The organism is Streptomyces sp. NRRL S-1022 (genome assembly GCF_000720135.1).
Lineage (GTDB): Bacteria > Actinomycetota > Actinomycetes > Streptomycetales > Streptomycetaceae > Streptomyces.
This window is the reverse complement of the sequence record NZ_JOIU01000013.1, coordinates 67,774-87,059: the sequence shown is the minus strand read 5'-3', so window position 1 is coordinate 87,059 and position 19,286 is coordinate 67,774. Positions and strand designations below refer to the sequence as shown.

Below are 19,286 nucleotides of genomic sequence, written 5' to 3'. Positions count from 1 at the left end.
CGGGGGAGGATCAGCAGTCGAGGGACTCCGCGGGGAAGTCCTGGGACGTGGTCTCCGCCTGGGTGTCGGTGAGCGGGCGGTGCCGGCAACCGGGGGTCTTGCCGTGGGCCTCGGCCCGGATCCGCTGCTTCATCGTGGGGGGCAGGGCCCTGGCGTGTGACCAGACCCAGTGGTGTGTCGCCGGAATCGTCGGGTTCGTGTGCTGCGCGGTGCCGGTGCGGGGGCTCTCGGTCCGGGGTCCGGCCGCGGCGGCGGTCGCGGAGGCGGCGGTGACGAGTCCGAGCGCCGTGCACAGCGCGAGGAAGGCGGTGACGATGGCGGTCCACAGCTTCATGACCTTGTTGTTGGTCATGGCCCCTCACTTTCGGGTTGGGCGATTTGCGTACTTTCCTCATGATGTGTATGAGCGCCGCGAGGTGGTGGACCGACGCCCGTGGCGCCGCGATGTTCCGATGAACACCACTCGGATGGCCGCAAGAGGGAGGAAAACCCCCCAGAACGCGCTGAGGGTGAACGAAGAGGGAGCAAAGTAACCGTCCGTGGGTGCGCCGTCACCCTCCGGGCAGAACCGCCCCCGACCAGGCCTATTGCGCGTGCGGGGGCGGGAGTTGGCCCCCGGCGCAGGTCACCGATCGATATCGGCCGGTGTGTATAGTCGGGCGCCAGAGGTCCCCTACGTCAAGGAAAGACGAGGTCGCGCGGTGAAGAAGCTGCTCCTGGTCGCACTGGCCGCCATCGGCGGGCTCCTCGTGTACCGCCAGATCCAGGCGGATCGCGCCGAGCAGGACCTGTGGACGGAGGCGACTGACTCCGTGCCCACGGGTTCGTGAGTCCCGATACCCGATCTGAACCGACCCCGGCCGCCTGCGCGGTCGGGGTTTTGCGTTGTCCCCGGTGGTCCCGGTGGCCCCGGTGGCCCCGGTGGCCCCGGCGTCCCCGGGTTGCGGGCGCCCGGCGGGTGGGCTAGCGGGCTCACGGAGCGCCGGGAGGGGCGGACGCGATTCGGACGGGCGCGGGCGTTGCCCGGATGGCGCAGCGGCGGCCGGGGCAGGATGGGGCCTGCGGTCCGGGTGCGGCCGTGCGACGACTGGGGGTGGTGGCGCGTGCGGGCGCGAGGCGGTACGGCGGCACGGACGAGACGGCGGGCCGCGGCCGCCCGGCGCGCCCTGATCCTGCTGCCGGCCCTGTGCGCCGCCCTCGCCCTGCCGGCCGCCGCCCCGGCCGCCGCCGACGCCGAGCCGGCGGCACCGCAGCCCTACGCGTTCGCGCCCGGCGCCCGTGCCGTCACCGGCGCCCAGCGGGCCACCGCGGACGCCGCCCTGCTGGACCCCGGCCGCACCTACCGCAGCTCCCTGCCGCGCAACGGCCGGCTGTACTACCGCCTCCGCCTGACCGCCGCCGAGGCGGCGTACGTCCCCGTCACCGCCGTACCGCCCGCGGACACCACCGTCTCCGCCACCGACGGCATCCGCGTCTCGCTCCGGGACGCCAAGGGCACACCCTGCTCCTACGCCTCCGCCCGCTTCGGCGCCACGCTCAGCCCCCGCCCGGTCACCGCCCTGGCCCAGCGAGACACCGGCAAGGCGCTGTGCCAGGGCGGCGGAACCTACTACGTGCTCGTCGAACGGCTCGACGCCGAGGGCTCCGGGACCGCGGCCCGGACCGGCCGGTGGGACCTGGAGATCGCGCCTGCCACGGAACCCGGCCTCACCCGGGCCGCCCCCACCACCGCGCCGCAGACCTGGGACTCCGCCACACCGCAGCCCCTCCCCGGCACCGCCCGCGAGCGCCCCGGCGGCACCGGCTTCACCACCGCACGCCCGCTCGGCCAGGGCGTCTGGCGGACCACCCTGGCACCCGGCGAGACCCGCTTCTACAAGGTGCCGCTGGACTGGGGACGGCAGCTGCACGCCTCCGCCGACCTGGCCGGCGCCCCCGGCCACGGCTATGTCGGCGGCGCGCTGGACCTCTCCCTCTACAACCCCGTGCGCGGCTACGTCGACGACGCCTCCCTCGGCTACACCGGCGTCCCGAAGTCCGCCGCCCTCGTCCCGCTCCCGCCGGTCGAGTACGCCAACCGCTACGCCGTGCCCGCCGCGGTGACCGGCGCGCGCTTCGCCGGCGACTACTACCTCGCCGTCCACCTCAGCGCACAGCTGGCCGGCACGTTCGGGCAGGGGCCGTTCGCCGTCACCCTGCGGGTGCGGGTGGGCGGCCGTGCGCACGCCGGGCCCGGGTACGCGGGCCGGCCCGCGCCCGAGGACGTCTTCACGCTCACCGAGCAGGACCGGGCGGCCGTGCCGACCGCGGGCACCGGGGACGGGACCGGGCACCGGGCGATGCGGCTGGTCGCCGTCGGCGGGATCGGCGCGGGAACCGTACTGCTGCTCGTGCTCGCAGGGTGGACGGTGGCGGCCCGGCGGGCTCACACCCGGGCCAGCGCCCAGAAACCCACCGCGTAGCAGGCCAGCGCCAGCAGCAGGATCGGGATCGCGGCCCTGGCCGGGGGCCCGGGACGGCGGGCCGCGCGCCGCCCGCGACGGCCCCGTGCGCGCCGGACGGGCGGCGCCGGGGACGACGGCGGAGAGGGCGACGGCGGAGGGGAAACCAGCGGGTCGCGGGCGGTGTACGCCGCCGTGGTGGTGTCGGCACGGGGGCCCGGCACCGGGGGCACGGGCGGGGCGGGGTCAGGACCGGGGTACCGGAACAGCTGGGGCGGCGGCAGGCGGAAACTGCCGGTGTCCGAGACGGAGCCGGTGGAGGCGGGCGTACGGGGATCCGTGCCGGCACCGGTACCGGTTCCCGTGCCGGGCCCGGGGCCCAGAGGCCTACCGGAATCCGCGCCGGTGCCGGGACCCCTGCCCGTACCGGAATCCATGCCGGTGCCGGAATCCATGCCGGTACCGGGACCCCTGCCGGTGCCGGGACCCTTGCCCGTACCGGAATCCACGCCCCCACCGAGACCGGTGCCCCCACCCGGATCCGTGCCCCCACCCGGACCCGCGAACGGACCGCTGCCCGGACCCGCGAACGGGCCGCTGTCCGGCGGCGCTTCGGGGAACTCGCCGGTGGCCGGCTCCGCCGTCCCGCCCGGGAGCAGCTCCGGCGCCACACCGGAGGCCTGCCGGAGCGGGCCGTCCGGTCCGAACCCGGCGGGGAGCGGGCCGAGTTGGTCGAAGATCTCGATGATTTCGTCGTCCGGGCCCGGCTCCGGCAGGAGTTCCGCGGCGGCCGCGAGCGCCTTGCGCGCCCCCGTGGCGGTGCGGAAACGGTCCTCGGGGTCCGGCTGGAGCAGCGAGGCGACGACCTGCCAGAGCGGCTCCGGGATGCCCTTGGGCGGGCCGGGCGTGCCGTGTTCCAGGAAGTACTGCACCAGCGCCTTCGTGTCCGGCTTGGCGCCCTCCAGGAGGTACAGGGCGACCAGGCCGACGGCGAACAGGTCGGCCGGGAAGTCGGGTTCGGCGCCCAGCATCTGCTCGGGTGCGAGGTAACCGGGGGTGCCCACCACGAGGTTGGTCTCCGTCAGCCGGGGCTCACCGAGCCGCATGGCGATGCCGAAGTCGGACAGCCGGAGCCGCGGCCGGCCCGTACCGGTGGCCTCCAGGAGCACGTTGGCGGGCTTGATGTCCCGGTGGACGACGTCCTCCGCGTGCACGGCGGCGAGCCCGGACAGCAACTGGTCGAGCAGGGTGCACACGAACACCGGCGGGAGCGGGCCGTAGTCGCCGACCAGGTGGACCAGCGACCCGCCGGCGACCAGGTCCATGGTGAACAGCACCTTGTCGTCGTCGGCGGCCCAGCTGGCCGGCGCGAGCACGTGCGGATGGTCGATGCGCAGCGCCTGCTCCCGCACGAAGCGCAGCAGGGAGTGGGCATCGCGCTGCTGGAGGACCTTCGCGGCCACGTACCGCCGACGGCGGTGGTCCCAGGCACGCCATACGGCGCCCACCCCGCCCCGGCCGATCGGGTCGGCCAGCTCGTACCGGCCGGCGAACACCTCACCCATGGCAGCCGCCGCTCCTCCCCTGGCCCGACGTAACCCGCGCCCCGTGCTCCCCTTGCTTCCCCCGGGTCCCTACCCACGACGGGAGCCCCCGCCCCCTCGCGGTGCGGCCGGCGCGCCGGACCCCCTCCGGTGCGCCGGCCCGGCGGTCAGTTCTGGTGCGACTGGTAGTGCGCGACGGCGTCGGAGGTGCGGCCGGCGCCGTAGACGCGGAGGAACTCGGCGAGTTCGGGGTGGCTCGGGGCGAGGGCGTCCGCGGCGTCGATGATGTCGCCGGCGGCGGCCACCGAGCGGAGCAGCGACTGGATCTCGCGGACCACGCGCTTGACCGTGGGCGCACCCGAACTGTTCGTGGTGTGCGTGGTGTTGCTGAGCACCGAACCCCCCTGCGACTTCTTGATCTCGTCCATGCGCTCGGTCGCCTCGGCGGCGCTGACACTGCCGTCGGCGACCTGGGACGCCAGCTCCTGGAGCAGCTGCACCCGCTGGACCACCGCGGGATTGCCGATCTTCGCGCGCTGGCCGCTCATCAGCTGCGAGAGCATCGGAGCGGACAGGCCCAGGACCGCCGCGAGCCGGGCCTGGTTCAGCCCGAGATCGTCGATGAGCTTACGGAAGAGCGCCCCCAACGGCTCCCCGTACCAGTTCCGCTGCAGCTCCCGCGCTCTCGCGGTGGCTTCCTGCTGTGCGGCGTCCATTGCGTCTCCCCATCGCTTCCCCTGAAAACCGCGGTTCGCTGTAGCGAACCACGCCGAGCATCTTACGGAGAGTGGTCATCCGCGGGGACCCCCAATCTTTTTGCGGGATACGGGGGGTGACCCGGTACTCTGGTCTGCGGCACCCGCCGGAACGCGATTCCTCCGGCCGGGCGCTCCTTTCCGGGGCCTTAGCTCAGTTGGTAGAGCGCCGTCTTTGCATGGCGGATGTCAGGGGTTCGACTCCCCTAGGCTCCACTCGAAAAATGCCCTCCGGCCTGCGAAAACGCAGTGCCGGAGGGCATTTGCCGATAAATCGTCAGTTCTGGGTGCTCACACCTCGTCGTCGCGGTCGGCCGCGTCCTCCTCGGCCTGCTTGGCCTCGACCTCGGCATCCAGGCCCGCCGGGCCGGTGCCGTCGACCGAGGTGAGGCGGTCCTCGTCGGGGACCTCCGTCGCCGCGGGCGGTTCGACCAGCCAGTCCGGGTTGGCCTGCTTGTCCCACCACTTCCAGGCCGCGAAGGCGCCGCCCGCCACGACGGTCAGCACCGCCGCCAGCTTCACGGCACGGCCGGTACGGGAGCGGCGGGCATTGCGCCGGGCCAGCTTCTGGATCTCCTGCGCCGATACCTGGCCGCGCAGCGCGGCCAGCGCGGCGGCGCCGCGCGCGGCGGCCTCGTCGCGTACCGGGGCCGTCGCGGCGACGGCCTGCTCCAGCTTGGGACGTGAGTAGTCGGCGGCCTGCCGGGCGGCCTTGCGGGTACGGACGGCGGCCTCGTGCGCGGCCACGTCCACCTTCGGCGGCACATGGGCGCGGGCCTGCTCCAGGCGTGGGGCGAGCCGGGCGTCGTACTGCACGCGGGCCTGTTCGGCGGCCTGCGACACCACGGGTGCCAGCCGTACGCGTGCCTCCTGCGCGTAGTGCGCGGCACGCTCCTTGGCCGTGTCGGCGTAGGGCGCCACCACTTCCGCGGCGTGCAGCACGCTGTCCTTCGCCGAGCCGGTCGCGGCGCGCACGCTGTCGATGCGGGTCACGGGTTCCTCCTCCTCGGTGGCGTACGGTATTTCGACTTTCCGCCCTTTTACGGATCATGCCTGCCGGGCGCGGGTGCGGCATGCGCGGGCGGGCATATGGGTGCCGATCGCTTGCTCCGGCCTGATCCGGGGCAACAGGCGTCCCCCACGACACTGCCACGAATCGCCGCGCCGCGCCGCGCGCCCCGCGGAAGTCGCGGCCGCCCGGCGACGGGCGGGCGGGAGCGTGGAAGGATCGAAGGCGGCGGACGACAACGAAAGGCGGACCGTGGCCGAGCAGCTGTATGCCACCCTGAAGACCACCCTCGGCGACATCGAGGTGCGGCTCTTCGCGCTGCACGCTCCCGTCACGGTGAGGAACTTCGTCGAGCTGGCCCGCGGGGAGCGGGAGTGGACCCATCCCGGCACCGGCGAGAAGAGCAGAAGACCGCTCTACGACGGCACGGTGTTCCACTCCGTCATCAGCGGATTCATGATCCAGGGCGGTGACCCGCTGGGCAACGGCCTGGGCGGCCCCGGCTACGGGTTCGAGGACGAATGCCATCCCGACCTGGCCTTCGGCGTCCCGTACCTGCTGGCCATGGCCAACGCCGGCCCGGGCACCAACGGATCCCAGTTCTTCATCACCGTCACGCCGAGCACCTGGCTCGACGGCAAGCGGACGATCTTCGGCGAGGTGACCGGCCCGGCCGGCCGGAAGGTGGTCGACGCCATCGCGAACGTGCCGACCGGGCGCAACGACCGGCCGCTCGTGGACGTCGTCATCGAGACGGTGGTCGTCGAGGTGCGCGGGGACTGAGGAAGGGAACCAAACGCACCGCTCGTCCGTAAGGATGAACGGTGCAGGATAGTGCCGTAGGCACCGTACGAGCAGGTACGGGCACGACGACCGAGGGGAACTGATGGACCAGGCCGCAGGGAGCGCGCAGGAGGCCCGCAGCGTGCCCGTGTGCTACCGGCACCCGGACCGCGAGACCGGCGTGCGCTGCACCCGTTGTGAGCGCCCCATCTGCCCCGAGTGCATGGTCAGCGCCTCGGTCGGCTTCCAGTGCCCGGACTGCGTCCGCGACGGCTCCGGTACGGGGCACGCGCCGCAGGTGTCCCGGCCGCGTACGCTCGCCGGCGGTGCGGTCACGGCCGACCCCCGGCTGCTCACCAAGATCCTCATCGGGATCAACCTGGCGGTGTTCATCGCCATCCAGGCCGACCGCTCGCTCCTGGACGACGTGGTGCTCTACGGCGCCTGGCCGCCCAAGCCGTTCGCGCCGACCTCGGGTGTCGCCGGCGGCGAGTGGTACCGCTTCGTGACGTCGATGTTCGCGCACGAGCAGTACTGGCACATCGGCTTCAACATGCTGAGCCTGTGGTGGGTCGGCGGCCCCCTGGAGGCGGCCCTCGGCCGGGCCCGCTACCTGGCGGTGTACTTCGTCTCCGGGCTGGCCGGCGGCGCGCTGACCTACCTGTTCGCCTCCCCGACCACCGCCTCGCTGGGTGCCTCGGGCGCGATCTTCGGCCTGTTCGGCGCCACCGCGGTGCTGATGCGCCGGCTCAACTACGACATGCGGCCGGTCATCGCCCTGCTGGTGATCAACCTGATCTTCACCTTCAACCCGTCCATGAACATCTCCTGGGAGGCGCACATCGGCGGGCTCGTCGCCGGTGTGATCACCGGGTACGCGATGGTGCACGCCCCGCGCGAGAGGCGGTCGCTGGTGCAGTACGGCACCTGTGCCGTCGTCCTGCTGCTGTCGCTGGCGCTGGTGCTGGTCAGAACCGCGCAGCTCACCTGACCGGTTCACCAGAAGCGGGGGAACACCCTGCTACCGAACCGTTGTCCACAGGCTGTGGCCGATCTTGTGCATACGGTGCGGACACAGCTGTGCCCCCTGCCGCTCGGATGTTTTTCCGCAGGTCAGGCAGGGGGCGAACGGATGTCTGACGGGCGCTTGGCCAGTCACACCGGCGTCAACACCCCATGGGTTATCCACAGATCGTCGTTCTTTTCCCCATGTGGAAAACAGCTGTGGATAACTCAGCGGACAGCCGTGGGCAGAGCCGGCAGAGCTGTTTCCGGAGGTGCCGGAAGCGCTACTTCCACTGGGTGGAGACACCGAAGCCGGCGGCGATGAAGCCGAAGCCCACCACGATGTTCCAGTTGTCCAGGCTGTCGATGGGCAGCGAGCCGTCCGTCACGTAGAACACCACGATCCAGGCCAGGCCGATCAGGAACATGGCCAGCATGACGGGCGCGACCCAGGCGCTGGTGGTGAGCTTGATGGCCTGCGCCTGCTTCGCGGGCGGCGGCGTGTAGTCGGCCTTCTTGCGGATACGTGACTTCGGCACGAGGGTCTCTCCTGTCGATGCGCTGCGTGGCCGCGCAGGTAACTGGGTCGGGCTCGGGGCAGCGTACAAGGGGCCAACATGACGACTCTGTGTGCTCCCCCGGGCGTCCGTTAGCGTAGTGCTTCCGTGGCGCCGAAGGAGATAAGGGTACGTTGAGCAATTCTGCCGACTCCCCCGGGACGGGATCAACGGGTGCGGGCCCGGTCCGCAGGCTGCGTCCGCGGCCCGTGCGCATCCTCACGGCCGCCGTGTTCGCCCTCGCCGGGCTGATCTTCTTCACCAGCTTCGACACGGCCAAGGGCACCGACATCCGCCAGGACGGCTCGCTGCTGAAGCTGTCCGACCTGATCCAGCAGCGCAGCCGGAAGAACAAGGAGCTGGACGAGTCCAACGCGACCCTGCGCGACGGCGTGGAATCGCTCGCCGAGAGCGACGACGGCAGCACCCGGGCCCAGGACGAGAAACTCGGCGGGCTGGAGAAGAGCGCGGGCACCCGGAAGCTGACCGGCAAGGCCGTCACCGTCACCCTCAACGACGCCCCGCCCGGCGCCACCGCCAAGCTCCCCGGCTATCCCGAGCCGCAGCCCGACTACCTGGTCATCCACCAGCAGGACCTCCAGGCCGTGGTGAACGCGCTGTGGCAGGGCGGCGCCCAGGGCATCAAGGTCATGGACCAGCGGCTGATCTCCACCAGCGCGGTGCGCTGCGTCGGCAACACCCTGATCCTCCAGGGCCGCGTCTACTCACCGCCGTACAAGATCACGGCGGTCGGGGACCCGGACCGGCTGCAGCAGGCGCTCGCCGCGAGCAAGGCGATCCAGACCTACATGGTCTACGTCAACGTCTACGGTCTCGGCTGGAAAGTCACCGACGACGGGACGGTGACTCTTCCGGGGTACTCCGGCACAGTGGACCTGCACTACGCGAAGCCAGTGGGGTAGACGTCCGTCCGGGAGCCGCCGGTGCGCGTGATCGTCAGGACCGTCAGCGAGCTGTGCATCACCGTCGGCACCCTGATCGTGCTCTTCGTCGTCTACCTGCTGTTCTGGACGGGCGTACGGGCCGACAGCGCGATGAGCGACCAGCTCGACCGGCTGCACCGGCAGTGGTCACAGGGGAACGCGCGGCCGGCCGTGGCCCCGGGCGAGCGGACGGTCACGGTGACCCGGCCTTCCCCGTACCGCCACGGCGAACCCTTCGCGATCATGTACATCCCGCGGCTCGGCCCCGCGTGGCACAAGCCGGTGCTGGAGGGCACGGACGCCGGCACCCTGAAGAAGGGCCTCGGCCACTACGCGGGCACCGCGCGCCTCGGCCGGCAGGGGAACTTCGCCGTCGCCGGGCACCGGCGGACGTACGGGGACCCCTTCGAGGACTTCCCCCGGCTGCGGCCGGGGGACGCGGTCGTGCTCACGGACGGAACGACCTGGTTCACGTATCGGATCGACAAAGGGCCCTACAAAACCGTGCCGACCGACATCGGGGTGATCGACGCTGTCCCCCGGAAGTCCGGGTACCCGCGTCCGGGCCGGTACCTGACCCTGACCACGTGCGATCCGGAATGGGGGCACAGCCACCGGCTGATCGTCTGGGCGCACCTGGATTCCACCCGGCCCGTGGAGGCAGGCGAACCGGGCGCGCTGCGCCGTTAGTCTGGTGACGTACGGCGTGGGTCTGGTGCCGTAGGGGATACGGAAGGGACGGCAAGGGACGGCATGTACGGCTGGATCTGGCGGCATCTGCCGGGCAACGCGTGGGTGAAGGCGCTCCTCTCCCTCCTACTGATCCTGGCCGTGGTCTACGTCCTGTTCCAGTACGTCTTCCCGTGGGCCGAGCCGCTGCTGCCCTTCAACGATGTGACGGTGGACAACCAGTGAGTGCGCGGATTCTCGTCGTCGACAACTACGACAGCTTCGTCTTCAACCTCGTCCAGTACCTGTACCAGCTGGGCGCCGAGTGCGAGGTCCTGCGCAACGACGAGGTGTCGACCTCGCACGCCCAGGACGGCTTCGACGGCGTGCTGCTCTCGCCCGGACCCGGGACGCCGGAGCAGGCCGGTGTGTGCGTGGACATGGTCCGGCACTGCGCGGCCACCGGGGTGCCGGTGTTCGGGGTGTGCCTCGGCATGCAGTCGATGCAGGTGGCGTACGGCGGCGTGGTCGACCGGGCGCCCGAGCTGCTGCACGGCAAGACCTCGCCGGTGGAGCACGAGGGCAAGGGGGTCTTCGCCGGCCTCCCCTCGCCCTTCACGGCGACCCGCTACCACTCGCTGGCCGCCGAGCCCGCCACGGTCCCGGCCGAGCTGGAGGTGACCGCCCGCACCCACGACGGGATCATCATGGGCCTGCGGCACCGTGAACTCCCGGTCGAGGGCGTGCAGTTCCACCCCGAGTCGGTGCTGACCGAGCACGGGCACCGGATGCTGGCCAACTGGCTGGCGGAGTGCGGCGACGAGGCGGCCGTGGCGAGGTCGGCGGGGCTCGCCCCGGTGGTGGGCAGGGCCACGGCGTGACCGCCCTGCGCCCCGAGCGCGAGGACTTGTACGGCGGCGGGAGCCCGTACGAGTCCCCCGCCGGTGCGCGGCCGTACGCGGGACGCCGGCCGGATCCGCCGACGGCGCCGATGCCCCGGCTCACCGAGGACGGTCCCGCGGGGCCGCTGCCTCCCGCCACGGCCGCCGGCGCGCCCGCGGCCGACGAGGAGACGATGGCGCTACGGCTCCCGGCGGGTTTCGGCCCGCAGGGCGGGCCCACAGGCGCCGCTGCGGCCTCTTCCGCCTCCGCCGCTTCCCCGGCCGCTCCGGGCGGCCGTGCGGCCCGCAGAAAGGCCGCCAAGCGGCGTGGCGGGCGGCGGCACGGCGGCCCCCGGGAGACGACGGCTCCCCCGGCGCAGCGGGACCCGCAGCGGCCGCTGACCCGGGTGGAGGCCCGGCGGCAGGCCCGGCTGCGCAAGGCCGGCCCGGCCACCATCGCGAGCCGGGTGATCGGCGAGGTGTTCATCACCACCGGCGTGCTGATGCTGCTGTTCGTCACCTACCAGCTGTGGTGGACCAACGTCCGCGCGCACGCGCAGGCCGGCAGCGAGACGCACCAGCTCCAGGACGACTGGGCCAGCGGCAAGCGGAACCCGGGTGTCTTCGAGCCGGGACAGGGCTTCGCCATCCTGCACATCCCCAAGCTGGACGTGGTGGCGCCGATCGCGGAGGGCATCAGCAACAAGAAGGTGCTCGACAAGGGGATGGTCGGGCACTACGGCGAGGCCCCGCTGAAGACGGCGATGCCCGACGCGAGGACCGGCAACTTCGGGCTCGCGGCGCACCGCAACACGCACGGGGAGCCGTTCCGGTACATCAACCGGCTCCAGGCCGGCGACGCGGTCGTGGTCGAGACGCAGGACACGTACTTCGTGTACAAGGTGACCTCGATGCTGCCGGTCACCCCGCCGTCCAACACCAGCGTGCTCGATCCCGTCCCGCCCGGTTCCGGTTTCACCGGGCCCGGCCGCTACATCACCCTCACCACCTGTACGCCGGAGTTCACCAGCAAGTACCGGCTGATCGTCTGGGGCAAGATGGTCCAGGAACGCCCGCGCAGCAAGGGCAAGCCGGACGCGCTCATCGAGTAGGGCTTCACCGAGTAGGGGCAGAGGAACTGTGGCAGCGACCGCCGACGAGACCGACGAGACCACGGACGCGTCCGAACCGGTTCCGGATACGGCCCCGCGCCGCCGGCGCCCCGGCCGGATCGCGCTGGCGGTCAGCGTCTTCGGGGAACTCCTCATCACGGCGGGCGTGCTGCTCGGCCTGTTCGTCGTCTACTCGCTGTGGTGGACGAACGTGATAGCGGACCGCAAGGCCGACCGGCAGGCCGACGAGGTGCGCGAGCACTGGGCGCGGCAGCAGGAGTCCGGTCCCGGCGCGCTGGACACGAGGGACGGCATCGGGTTCCTGCACGTGCCGGCGATGGGGAACGGCGAGGTCCTGGTCGAGAAGGGCACCGGTACGGACGTCCTCGACGACGGCGTGGCCGGCTATTACACCGACCCGGTCAAGGCCACGCTGCCCACGACCGGCAAGAACGGCAACTTCGCCGTCGCCGCCCACCGGGACGGGCACGGCGCCAAGTTCCACAACATCGACCGGATCGAGAAGGGCGACCCGATCGTCTTCGAGACCCGGGACGACTGGTACGTCTACAAGGCCTACGCCATCCTCCCCGAGACCTCGAAGTACAACGTCAAGGTCCTCGCCCCGGTCCCCGAGGAGTCCGGCAAGGAGCGGCCCGGCCACTACATCACCCTGACGACCTGCACCCCCGTCTACACCTCCCGCTACCGGTACGTGGTGTGGGGCGAGCTGGTCCGGGTGGAGAAGGTGGACAGCAGGCGCACACCGCCGGCGGAGCTGCGCTGAGCATGCGCGTGGGCCCCTGCCGGGACGTCCCGGCAGGGGCCCACGTGTGCGCGGGGGCGCGGGTCAGCCGGTGACACCGCCGAAGAAGTTGGTGCCGCCGCCGTTGCCGCCGTTGCCGCCGTCGTTGCCGCCGTTGCCGCCCGGGCCTCCGACGGTGACCAGGTTGACCGCCGTGCCCTTGTCGACCGGGTTGCCCTGGCCGGGGTCCGACGTGAACACGATGGCGTTGTCGTCCTGCGAGCCGGTGATGTTTCCGACCACCAGGCCCGCCTGTTCGATCAGCTTCCTGGCGTCCTTGAGCTTCTGCCCCTGGACGTTCGGCACCGGCACCTGGGTGTTCTGGGCCTTGCCGACGTTGACCGTGACCGGCGTGTTCTTGCTGACCTGGGCGCCCGCCTGCGGGTTGGTGTTCTGGACCTTGCCGTCCTGGGCGGGGTCGGTGACCGGGGTGTCGTTGCAGGTCGGTGCCAGGCCCTTGGCCTGGAGTTCGGCCTTCGCCTCGTCACAGGACTTGCCGGTGACGTCCGGGACGGTCACCTTCTCCTCGGCCTTAGCGATGATGAGGGTGATCTCAGACCCCTTTTGCCGCTGCTTGCCGCCGATCGGGTCTTGGTCGAGCACGGTGTTCGGGTTATCCGTGGAGATACGGGTCTCCGTCTTCACCGTGAACTTGTAGTCGTCGCCTTCCAGCTTCGCCTTGGCATCATCGAGACTGAGGCCGATGACGCTGGGAACGGTGACCTTCGGCGCGCCCGTGGACACCACCAGGGTGACGGTGCTGTTCTTGTCGACCTTCGTGCCCTGCTCCGGGTTCTGGGAGCAGATGTTCCCGGTGGCCTGGTTCTCGCAGGCCTTCTTGCTGACCGAGACCTTCAGGTCGACGTTGGCGGCCATCTTGCGGGCCGTCTTCTCCGGCTGGCCCACGAACGACGGCACGGGCACCTGGCCGTCGGCCGCGTTCTTGCCGCTGAACGCCCACTTGCCGATCAGGATCGCGCCGATCAGCACCAGCAGGCCCGCGACCACCAGCAGGATCGTGGAGGTGTTGGACTTCTTCTGCTGCTGGCGGCGGCGGTCCGGGCGGTCGTCGTAGCCGTAGCCGCCCTCGTCCGGGTTCATCGGCGGGAGCATGGTGGTCGCCCCGGCCGCGGACTCCGAGCGCAGGGCGGTCGTCGCCTGGTCGTCGGGGTAGCCGCCGTAGCCGACCGCGCCCATCGCGGCGGTGGCCGCGACCGGCTGGCCGTCCAGGCACGCCTCGATGTCGGCGCGCATCTCGTCGGCCGACTGGTAGCGGTAGTTCGGGTCCTTGACCAGCGCCTTGAGGACGATCGCGTCCATCTCCGGCGTGATCTCGGGGTCGAAGACCGACGGGGCCTGGGGTTCCTCCCGGACGTGCTGATAGGCCACGGCCACCGGGGAGTCGCCCACGAAGGGCGGCCGTACCGTCAGCAGCTCGTAGAGCAGGCAGCCCGTCGAGTACAGGTCCGAGCGGGCGTCGACCTGCTCGCCCTTGGCCTGCTCCGGGGAGAGGTACTGGGCCGTGCCGATGACCGCCGCGGTCTGGGTCATGGTCATGCCGGCGTCGCCCATGGCACGGGCGATGCCGAAGTCCATCACCTTGACCTGGCCGTTGCGGGTCAGCATGACGTTGGCCGGCTTGATGTCGCGGTGGACGATGCCGTTGCGGTGCGCGTACTCCAGGCCCTGGAGGATGCCGATGGTCATCTCCATCGCGCGCTCGGGCAGCAGCTTGCGGCCGGAGTGCAGCAGCTCGCGGAGCGTGGAACCGTCGACGTACTCCATCACGATGTACGGGATGGAGACCCCGTCGATGTAGTCCTCGCCCGTGTCGTAGACCGCGACGATCGCGGGATGGTTGAGCGAGGCGGCCGACTGGGCCTCCCGGCGGAACCGGGCCTGGAAGGACGGGTCGCGTGCGAGGTCCGCACGCAGCGTCTTCACCGCCACGGTGCGGCCGAGGCGGGTGTCATGCGCGAGGTAGACCTCCGCCATGCCACCGCGGCCGAGCACCTGGCCCAGCTCGTACCGGCCGCCGAGGCGACGCGGCTCTTCCATAGCTACCTACCAGCCCTCTCCGTCGGTCCCGGCCGTGCACCCGTGTGCACGGCCGGAGGCTGCCGTCCGGGCCTACCGTACCCGGCTCGCTCTGTGTGACCTGGCCAAGCCCGTAACCCGATACAGGACCGGTATCGCAACGTGCGGCGATGTGAAGGGGATGTGAGCGGCCTCACTCCCGGCGATCGGCTGCGGTCACTTCTTGGAGTCGATGACCGCCTCCATGACGTTCTTCGCGATCGGCGCGGCCAGACCGCCACCGGAGATGTCGTCGCGGTTGGCGCCCTCGTCCTCGATCACCACGGCCACGGCGACCGGGGAGCTGCCGTCGGGGAGCTTGGCGTAGGAGATGAACCACGCGTACGGGTTCTCGCTGTTCTCGACACCGTGCTGGGCGGTACCGGTCTTGCCGCCGACCTTGACGCCGTCGATCTTCGCGCGCGTACCGGTGCCCTTCTCGACCACCGTCTGCATCATGTCCTGCAGTATCTGCGCGTTCTTCGGCGACAGCGGCCGGCTCAGCTCCTCCGGCTGGGTCGTGGCGACCGGGTCCAGGTTGGAGGACTGCAGGGAGTCGACCATGTACGGCTTCATCAGCTTGCCGTCGTTGGCGACCGCGGAGGCGACCATGGCCATCTGCAGCGGGGTGGCGGCGGTGTTGTACTGGCCGATGGAGGACAGCGCGGTCTGCGACTGGTTCATGTCGTCCGAGAACACCGAGGCGCTGGAGCGGACCGGGGTGAACTGCTCGGAGGTGAAGCCGAACTTCTTCGCCTCGTCGAGCATCTTGTCGTTGCCGAGGTCGGCACCGATCTTGCCGAAGACGGTGTTGCAGGAGTACTGGAGCGCGACCCGCATGGGCGCGTTCTCGCACGGGATGTTGCCCTCGTTCTTCAGCTGGGTCGTGGTGCCCGGCATGGTCCACGGCAGCGGCGAGTCGGTCTTCTCGTCGGCCGAGGTGTACTTGCCGTTCTCCAGCGCCGCGGCGGCCGTGACCACCTTGAAGGTGGAGCCCGGCGGGTAGGTCTCGCGCAGCGCCCGGTTCAGCATCGGGTCGTTGGGGTTGTACTTCTTCTGGAGCTTCTTCCAGGCCGCAGCGTCGTCGTTGGTGTTGCCCGCGAACGACGAGGGGTCGTACGACGGGTAGGAGGCCAGCGCCAGGATCTTGCCGGTGGAGGGTTCGAGGGCGACGACCGCGCCCTTGCCGCCCTGGTTCTTCAGACCGTCGTACGCGGCCTTCTGGGCGCTGGGGTTGAGCGTGGTGACGACGTTGCCGCCCTGCTGCTCCTTGCCGGTGATCATGTCCAGGGTCTTGCGGAAGAACAGCCGGTCGTCGTTTCCGGTGAGGATGCCGTCTTCGAGGGACTCCAGCTGGGTGGCGCCGAAGGCCTGCGAGGCGTAGCCGGTGACCGGCGCCCACATGGGGCCGTTCTTGTAGGTGCGCTTGTACTTCAGGTCGTTCAGACCGGTCTTGCTGGTCTGGGCGGACCCGGTGATCGGGTCGCCGCCGGACACGATGATGTCGCCGCGCGGCGTGGCGTAGCGGGCGATCGTGACGCGGCGGTTGTTCGGGTCGTCCTTGAGCTTGTCGGCCCGGACGTACTGCAGGTAGTTGTCCCGCAGCAGCAGGGTGAGGACGAGGAGGCCGCAGAAGATCGCGATCCGGCGCAGGGGCTTGTTCATGACGGGCGGACCACCTGGGTCATCTCGGCGTCGGGGTTGGCGGCGGGGGCGGGCGCCGGGCGGCGCGCGGTGTCGCTGATGCGGATGAGGATGCCGATCAGCGCCCAGTTCGCCAGCACGGAGGAACCGCCGTACGCCATGAACGGCATGGTCATACCGGTCAGCGGGATGAGACCCATGACACCGCCGGCCACCACGAAGATCTGGAGGGCGAAGGCGCCGGACAGGCCGACAGCGAGCAGCTTGCCGAAGGGGTCGCGGGCGGCGAGGGCGGTGCGCACGCCGCGTTCCACGATCAGGCCGTAGATCAGCAGGATCGCCATGATGCCGGCCAGGCCCAGCTCCTCGCCGAAGGTGGCGAGGATGAAGTCGGAGTTGGCGGCGAACCGGATCAGGTCCGAGTGGCCCTGGCCCCAGCCGCTGCCGAGGGTGCCGCCGGAGCCGAAGGCCCACAGCGCCTGCTGGAGCTGCTCGGAGTGGCCGGGCTGGCCCTGGCGGCTGAGGGTGTACTCGCGCATCGGGTCGAGCCAGGACTGGACGCGGCTCTTCACGTGCGGCTCGATGCTGGCCACGCCGACCGCGCCCGCCGCGGACATCAGCAGACCGAAGACGATCCAGCTGGTCCGCTCGGTGGCGACGTACAGCATGATCACGAACATGCCGAAGAACAGCAGCGAGGTGCCGAGGTCCGTCTCGAAGACCAGGATGAGGATCGAGATCGCCCAGACGACCAGGATCGGGCCGAGGTCGCGGCCGCGCGGCAGGTAGAGGCCCATGAAGCGGCGGCTGGCGAGGGCCAGGGCGTCCCGCTTCACCATCAGGTAGCCGGCGAAGAAGACGGCCAGGACGATCTTCGCGAACTCACCGGGCTGGAGGGAGCCGAGACCGGGGATGTTGATCCAGATCTTCGCGCCGTAGATGTTGGCACCCAGGCCCGGCACCAGCGGCAGGATCAGCAGGACCAGAGCGCTGAACATGGAGATGTACGTGTAGCGCTGCAGGACGCGGTGGTCCTTCAGGAAGATGAGCACCACGACGAACAGGGCGATGCCCAGGGCCGTGTACAGCAGTTGGCGGGGCGCGGCCGTGACGAAGTTCGGCAGCGACTGCAGCAGCTTGGACTGGTCCAGCCGCCAGATGCACACCAGGCCGAGCCCGTTGAGCAGGGTGGCCAGCGGCAGCAGCAGCGGGTCCGCGTACGGGGCGAACTTGCGTACGGCGACGTGGGCGACGCCGGCCAGCAGGCCGAGCCCGAGGCCGTAGCTCAGCAGGCCCGCGGGGACCCGGCCGTCGAGGGCCAGACCCACGTTGGCGTAGGCGAACACCGGGATGACCACGGCGAAGACCAGCAGGGCCAGCTCGGTGTTGCGACGGCTCGGCGCGCCGATGGCGCCGATCGTGGACGTGTGATGCGTCGACGGGTTCGTAGTACTGCTCATCGTGTGACAGGGCCTCTCACGGCTTGCCTACTGCTTACCGCACAGCGAGACGACCTTCTGCTCATCCTCCGAGAGAGTGGGGCCGGGGCTGGGGGTCGCGGACGGGGTCGTGGACGGAGACTTCGAAGGGGACGCGGGCGACGTCGGGGACGCCGGGGACGTCTTCGAGGCCGACGGGTTCGGGGTCGGGGAGGCCTTGGTGAAGGCGGTCTGCGTGGTGGTGCCCCTGGTGCCGCCGGTCTTCCCGGCGCCCTTCCGGGCGTTCTGCGCGCTCTCGGCGGCCTTGCGCTCGGCCTGCTTGCGGCAGGCGGAGGCCTGCACGGCCAGCTCGTCGACCTTGACCTGGGCGGCCTGCAGTCCACCCTCCGCGATCGTGGCCTTCACCTGCTTCTGCTGGTACGGCGGCAGGTACTTGAGTTCGATCTCGGGGTGGTCCTTCTCCACCTTCGACAGCGACACCCAGGCCAGGTCCTGGCTGATCCCGCGGTACAGCGCGACGTGTTCGTCCTTGGCGCCGACGTAGTACTGGGTCTGCGTCCAGCGGTAACCGCCGTACAGGCCGCCGCCGACGACGGCGAGGGCGAGGACGCCGTAGAGCGAGGTCTTCAGCCATCTGCGCTGCTTGCGCGGCTTGGTCAGCTCGTCCTCGGCGTAGTCGCCGAAGCCGCCCGCCGGGGCGTAGCCGGCGGTGTCGCCGGAGCCGGGCGGGCCGAACTCGCCGCCGCCGTGCCCCTGGCCCTGGCGGCCCAGGTGGGAGGCGCGGCCGGCCGGGGTCTGCATGATGCCGTTGTCGTGCAGGTGGTGCTGGTTCTCTGCGACGGCGCCGACCACGACCGGCTGGTCGGACAGCTGGCCGGCGAGGGTGTCGCCGGTGTCCAGGTCGAGCACGTCGGCGACGATGACGGTGATGTTGTCGGGGCCGCCGCCGCGCAGCGCGAGCTGGATCAGCTCCTGCACGGTCTCCTGCGGGCCCTGGTAGCTGGCGAGGGTCTCCTCCATCGTCTGGTGGGAGACCACGCCGGACAGGCCGTCGGAGCAGATCAGGTAGCGGTCGCCGGCCCGGACCTCGCGGACCGACAGGTCGGGCTCCACGTGGTCGCCGCTGCCGAGGGCGCGCATCAGCAGGGAGCGCTGCGGGTGGGTGGTGGCCTCTTCCTCGGTGATCCGGCCCTCGTCCACCAGCCGCTGCACCCAGGTGTGGTCCTGGGTGATCTGGGTGAGCACCCCGTCGCGGAGCAGGTAGGCGCGCGAGTCGCCGACGTGCACCAGACCGAGCCGCTGGCCGGTCCAGAGCAGGGCGGTGAGGGTGGTGCCCATGCCCTCCAGCTGGGGGTCCTCCTCGACCATGGAGCGCAGCTGGTCGTTGGCGCGCTGCACGGCCACGCCGAGGGAGGTGAGGATGTCGGAGCCGGGCACGTCGTCGTCGAGCGTGACCAGGGTGGAGATCACCTCGGAGGAGGCGACCTCGCCCGCGGCCTGGCCGCCCATGCCGTCGGCGATGGCGAGCAGGCGCGGGCCGGCGTAACCGGAGTCCTCGTTGCCCTCCCGGATCATGCCTTTGTGCGATCCGGCGGCAAAGCGCAGTGACAGACTCATGCGCA

General features: G+C 71.0%; 19 protein-coding genes and 1 tRNA gene. 11 read left to right on the top strand and 9 right to left on the bottom strand.

Going from position 1 to position 19,286, the window contains the following annotated elements; genetic code table 11:
* Window positions 1-10 precede the first annotated feature (10 nt).
* Window positions 11-352: a DUF6344 domain-containing protein gene (locus tag IG05_RS0119825; protein ID WP_030344333.1), complete on the bottom strand. Its 342-nt coding sequence runs from the start codon at window positions 350-352 to the stop codon at window positions 11-13.
* Window positions 353-701: 349 nt separating this feature from the next.
* Here IG05_RS0119825 and IG05_RS49390 point away from each other — a divergent pair, with 349 nt between their 5' ends.
* Both IG05_RS49390 and IG05_RS0119815 read left to right on the top strand, forming a co-directional pair.
* Window positions 702-830: a DLW-39 family protein gene (locus IG05_RS49390; RefSeq protein WP_003999697.1), complete on the top strand. Its 129-nt coding sequence runs from the start codon at window positions 702-704 to the stop codon at window positions 828-830.
* A gap of 273 nt (window positions 831-1,103) precedes the next feature.
* Window positions 1,104-2,462 (top strand): hypothetical protein, encoded by a 1,359-nt coding sequence (locus IG05_RS0119815; RefSeq protein ID WP_037814290.1) that lies wholly within the window; start codon window positions 1,104-1,106, stop codon window positions 2,460-2,462.
* On the opposite strand, the gene IG05_RS0119810 is transcribed toward IG05_RS0119815, so the two are convergent.
* Both IG05_RS0119810 and IG05_RS0119805 read right to left on the bottom strand, forming a co-directional pair.
* Entirely contained in the window at window positions 2,426-4,006 is a 1,581-nt protein-coding gene (locus tag IG05_RS0119810) for a serine/threonine-protein kinase (protein ID WP_030344330.1), read from the bottom strand. The genes IG05_RS0119815 and IG05_RS0119810 overlap by 37 nt on opposite strands.
* Window positions 4,007-4,152: 146 nt before the next feature.
* Complete coding sequence (locus IG05_RS0119805; RefSeq protein ID WP_030344328.1) at window positions 4,153-4,701, bottom strand: helix-turn-helix domain-containing protein; 549 nt, start codon at window positions 4,699-4,701, stop codon at window positions 4,153-4,155.
* A 182-nt stretch (window positions 4,702-4,883) separates the two neighbouring features.
* On the opposite strand from IG05_RS0119805, the gene IG05_RS0119800 reads away from it, so the two are divergent.
* Window positions 4,884-4,956 (top strand) — tRNA-Ala (locus IG05_RS0119800).
* Window positions 4,957-5,031: 75 nt separating this feature from the next.
* On the opposite strand, the gene IG05_RS0119795 is transcribed toward IG05_RS0119800, so the two are convergent.
* Window positions 5,032-5,733: a DUF5324 family protein gene (locus tag IG05_RS0119795; protein WP_030344327.1), complete on the bottom strand. Its 702-nt coding sequence runs from the start codon at window positions 5,731-5,733 to the stop codon at window positions 5,032-5,034.
* Window positions 5,734-6,001: 268 nt separating this feature from the next.
* Here IG05_RS0119795 and IG05_RS0119790 point away from each other — a divergent pair, with 268 nt between their 5' ends.
* Window positions 6,002-6,532, top strand: a complete 531-nt coding sequence (locus tag IG05_RS0119790; RefSeq protein ID WP_030344325.1) for a peptidylprolyl isomerase — start codon at window positions 6,002-6,004, stop codon at window positions 6,530-6,532.
* Between the two features lie 103 nt (window positions 6,533-6,635).
* Window positions 6,636-7,523, top strand: coding sequence for a rhomboid family intramembrane serine protease (locus tag IG05_RS0119785; protein ID WP_030344323.1), 888 nt, complete (start codon window positions 6,636-6,638; stop codon window positions 7,521-7,523).
* A 298-nt stretch (window positions 7,524-7,821) separates the two neighbouring features.
* Here IG05_RS0119785 and crgA read toward each other — a convergent pair whose 3' ends face one another.
* On the bottom strand, window positions 7,822-8,076 hold the full coding sequence (crgA, locus tag IG05_RS0119780; RefSeq protein ID WP_030344322.1) for a cell division protein CrgA: 255 nt from the start codon (window positions 8,074-8,076) through the stop codon (window positions 7,822-7,824).
* Between the two features lie 152 nt (window positions 8,077-8,228).
* On the opposite strand from crgA, the gene IG05_RS0119775 reads away from it, so the two are divergent.
* The 6 genes from IG05_RS0119775 to IG05_RS0119750 all read left to right on the top strand — a co-directional run bounded on the left by IG05_RS0119775 (window position 8,229) and on the right by IG05_RS0119750 (window position 12,487).
* Window positions 8,229-9,017, top strand: a complete 789-nt coding sequence (locus IG05_RS0119775; protein ID WP_030344320.1) for a DUF881 domain-containing protein — start codon at window positions 8,229-8,231, stop codon at window positions 9,015-9,017.
* Window positions 9,018-9,038: 21 nt separating this feature from the next.
* Window positions 9,039-9,728, top strand: coding sequence for a class E sortase (locus IG05_RS0119770; RefSeq protein ID WP_030344319.1), 690 nt, complete (start codon window positions 9,039-9,041; stop codon window positions 9,726-9,728).
* Window positions 9,729-9,791: 63 nt separating this feature from the next.
* Complete coding sequence (locus IG05_RS46990; protein ID WP_030344318.1) at window positions 9,792-9,953, top strand: hypothetical protein; 162 nt, start codon at window positions 9,792-9,794, stop codon at window positions 9,951-9,953.
* On the top strand, window positions 9,950-10,588 hold the full coding sequence (locus IG05_RS0119760) for an aminodeoxychorismate/anthranilate synthase component II (RefSeq protein WP_030344316.1): 639 nt from the start codon (window positions 9,950-9,952) through the stop codon (window positions 10,586-10,588). The genes IG05_RS46990 and IG05_RS0119760 overlap by 4 nt, the downstream gene beginning before the upstream one ends.
* Window positions 10,585-11,700 carry a class E sortase gene (locus tag IG05_RS48435; protein WP_030344315.1) on the top strand — a complete coding sequence of 372 codons (1,116 nt, stop codon included), beginning with the start codon at window positions 10,585-10,587 and terminating at the stop codon, window positions 11,698-11,700. The genes IG05_RS0119760 and IG05_RS48435 overlap by 4 nt, the downstream gene beginning before the upstream one ends.
* 28 nt (window positions 11,701-11,728) lie before the next feature.
* The gene (locus IG05_RS0119750; protein WP_030344313.1) at window positions 11,729-12,487 is read left to right on the top strand and encodes a class E sortase; all 759 of its coding nucleotides are present in this window, start codon (window positions 11,729-11,731) and stop codon (window positions 12,485-12,487) included.
* Window positions 12,488-12,550: 63 nt separating this feature from the next.
* Here the strand turns inward: IG05_RS0119750 and pknB are convergent, their stop codons facing one another.
* From pknB to IG05_RS0119730, 4 genes are all read right to left on the bottom strand, one after another.
* A complete protein-coding gene (gene pknB / locus IG05_RS0119745; RefSeq protein ID WP_030344312.1) occupies window positions 12,551-14,563 on the bottom strand; it encodes a Stk1 family PASTA domain-containing Ser/Thr kinase in 2,013 nt (670 codons plus the stop codon).
* Window positions 14,564-14,758: 195 nt separating this feature from the next.
* The gene (locus tag IG05_RS0119740; RefSeq protein ID WP_030344311.1) at window positions 14,759-16,246 is read right to left on the bottom strand and encodes a peptidoglycan D,D-transpeptidase FtsI family protein; all 1,488 of its coding nucleotides are present in this window, start codon (window positions 16,244-16,246) and stop codon (window positions 14,759-14,761) included.
* Complete coding sequence (locus tag IG05_RS0119735; RefSeq protein WP_030344310.1) at window positions 16,243-17,685, bottom strand: FtsW/RodA/SpoVE family cell cycle protein; 1,443 nt, start codon at window positions 17,683-17,685, stop codon at window positions 16,243-16,245. Before IG05_RS0119735 ends, IG05_RS0119740 begins: the two co-directional genes overlap by 4 nt.
* A gap of 27 nt (window positions 17,686-17,712) precedes the next feature.
* Window positions 17,713-19,281, bottom strand: a complete 1,569-nt coding sequence (locus IG05_RS0119730; RefSeq protein ID WP_030344309.1) for a Stp1/IreP family PP2C-type Ser/Thr phosphatase — start codon at window positions 19,279-19,281, stop codon at window positions 17,713-17,715.
* Between the last annotated feature and the right edge of the window lie 5 nt (window positions 19,282-19,286).

Bases quoted from the DNA above. Each gene is read 5' to 3' on its own strand.
- pknB (WP_030344312.1), bottom strand. From the start codon at position 14,563: ATGGAAGAGCCGCGTCGCCTCGGCGGCCGGTACGAGCTGGGCCAGGTG.
- IG05_RS0119735 (WP_030344310.1), bottom strand. From the start codon at position 17,685: ATGAGCAGTACTACGAACCCGTCGACGCATCACACGTCCACGATCGGC.
- IG05_RS0119785 (WP_030344323.1), top strand. From the start codon at position 6,636: ATGGACCAGGCCGCAGGGAGCGCGCAGGAGGCCCGCAGCGTGCCCGTG.
- IG05_RS0119805 (WP_030344328.1), bottom strand. From the start codon at position 4,701: ATGGACGCCGCACAGCAGGAAGCCACCGCGAGAGCGCGGGAGCTGCAG.
- IG05_RS0119810 (WP_030344330.1), bottom strand. From the start codon at position 4,006: ATGGGTGAGGTGTTCGCCGGCCGGTACGAGCTGGCCGACCCGATCGGC.
- IG05_RS0119825 (WP_030344333.1), bottom strand. From the start codon at position 352: ATGACCAACAACAAGGTCATGAAGCTGTGGACCGCCATCGTCACCGCC.
- IG05_RS0119740 (WP_030344311.1), bottom strand. From the start codon at position 16,246: ATGAACAAGCCCCTGCGCCGGATCGCGATCTTCTGCGGCCTCCTCGTC.
- IG05_RS46990 (WP_030344318.1), top strand. From the start codon at position 9,792: ATGTACGGCTGGATCTGGCGGCATCTGCCGGGCAACGCGTGGGTGAAG.
- IG05_RS0119730 (WP_030344309.1), bottom strand. From the start codon at position 19,281: ATGAGTCTGTCACTGCGCTTTGCCGCCGGATCGCACAAAGGCATGATC.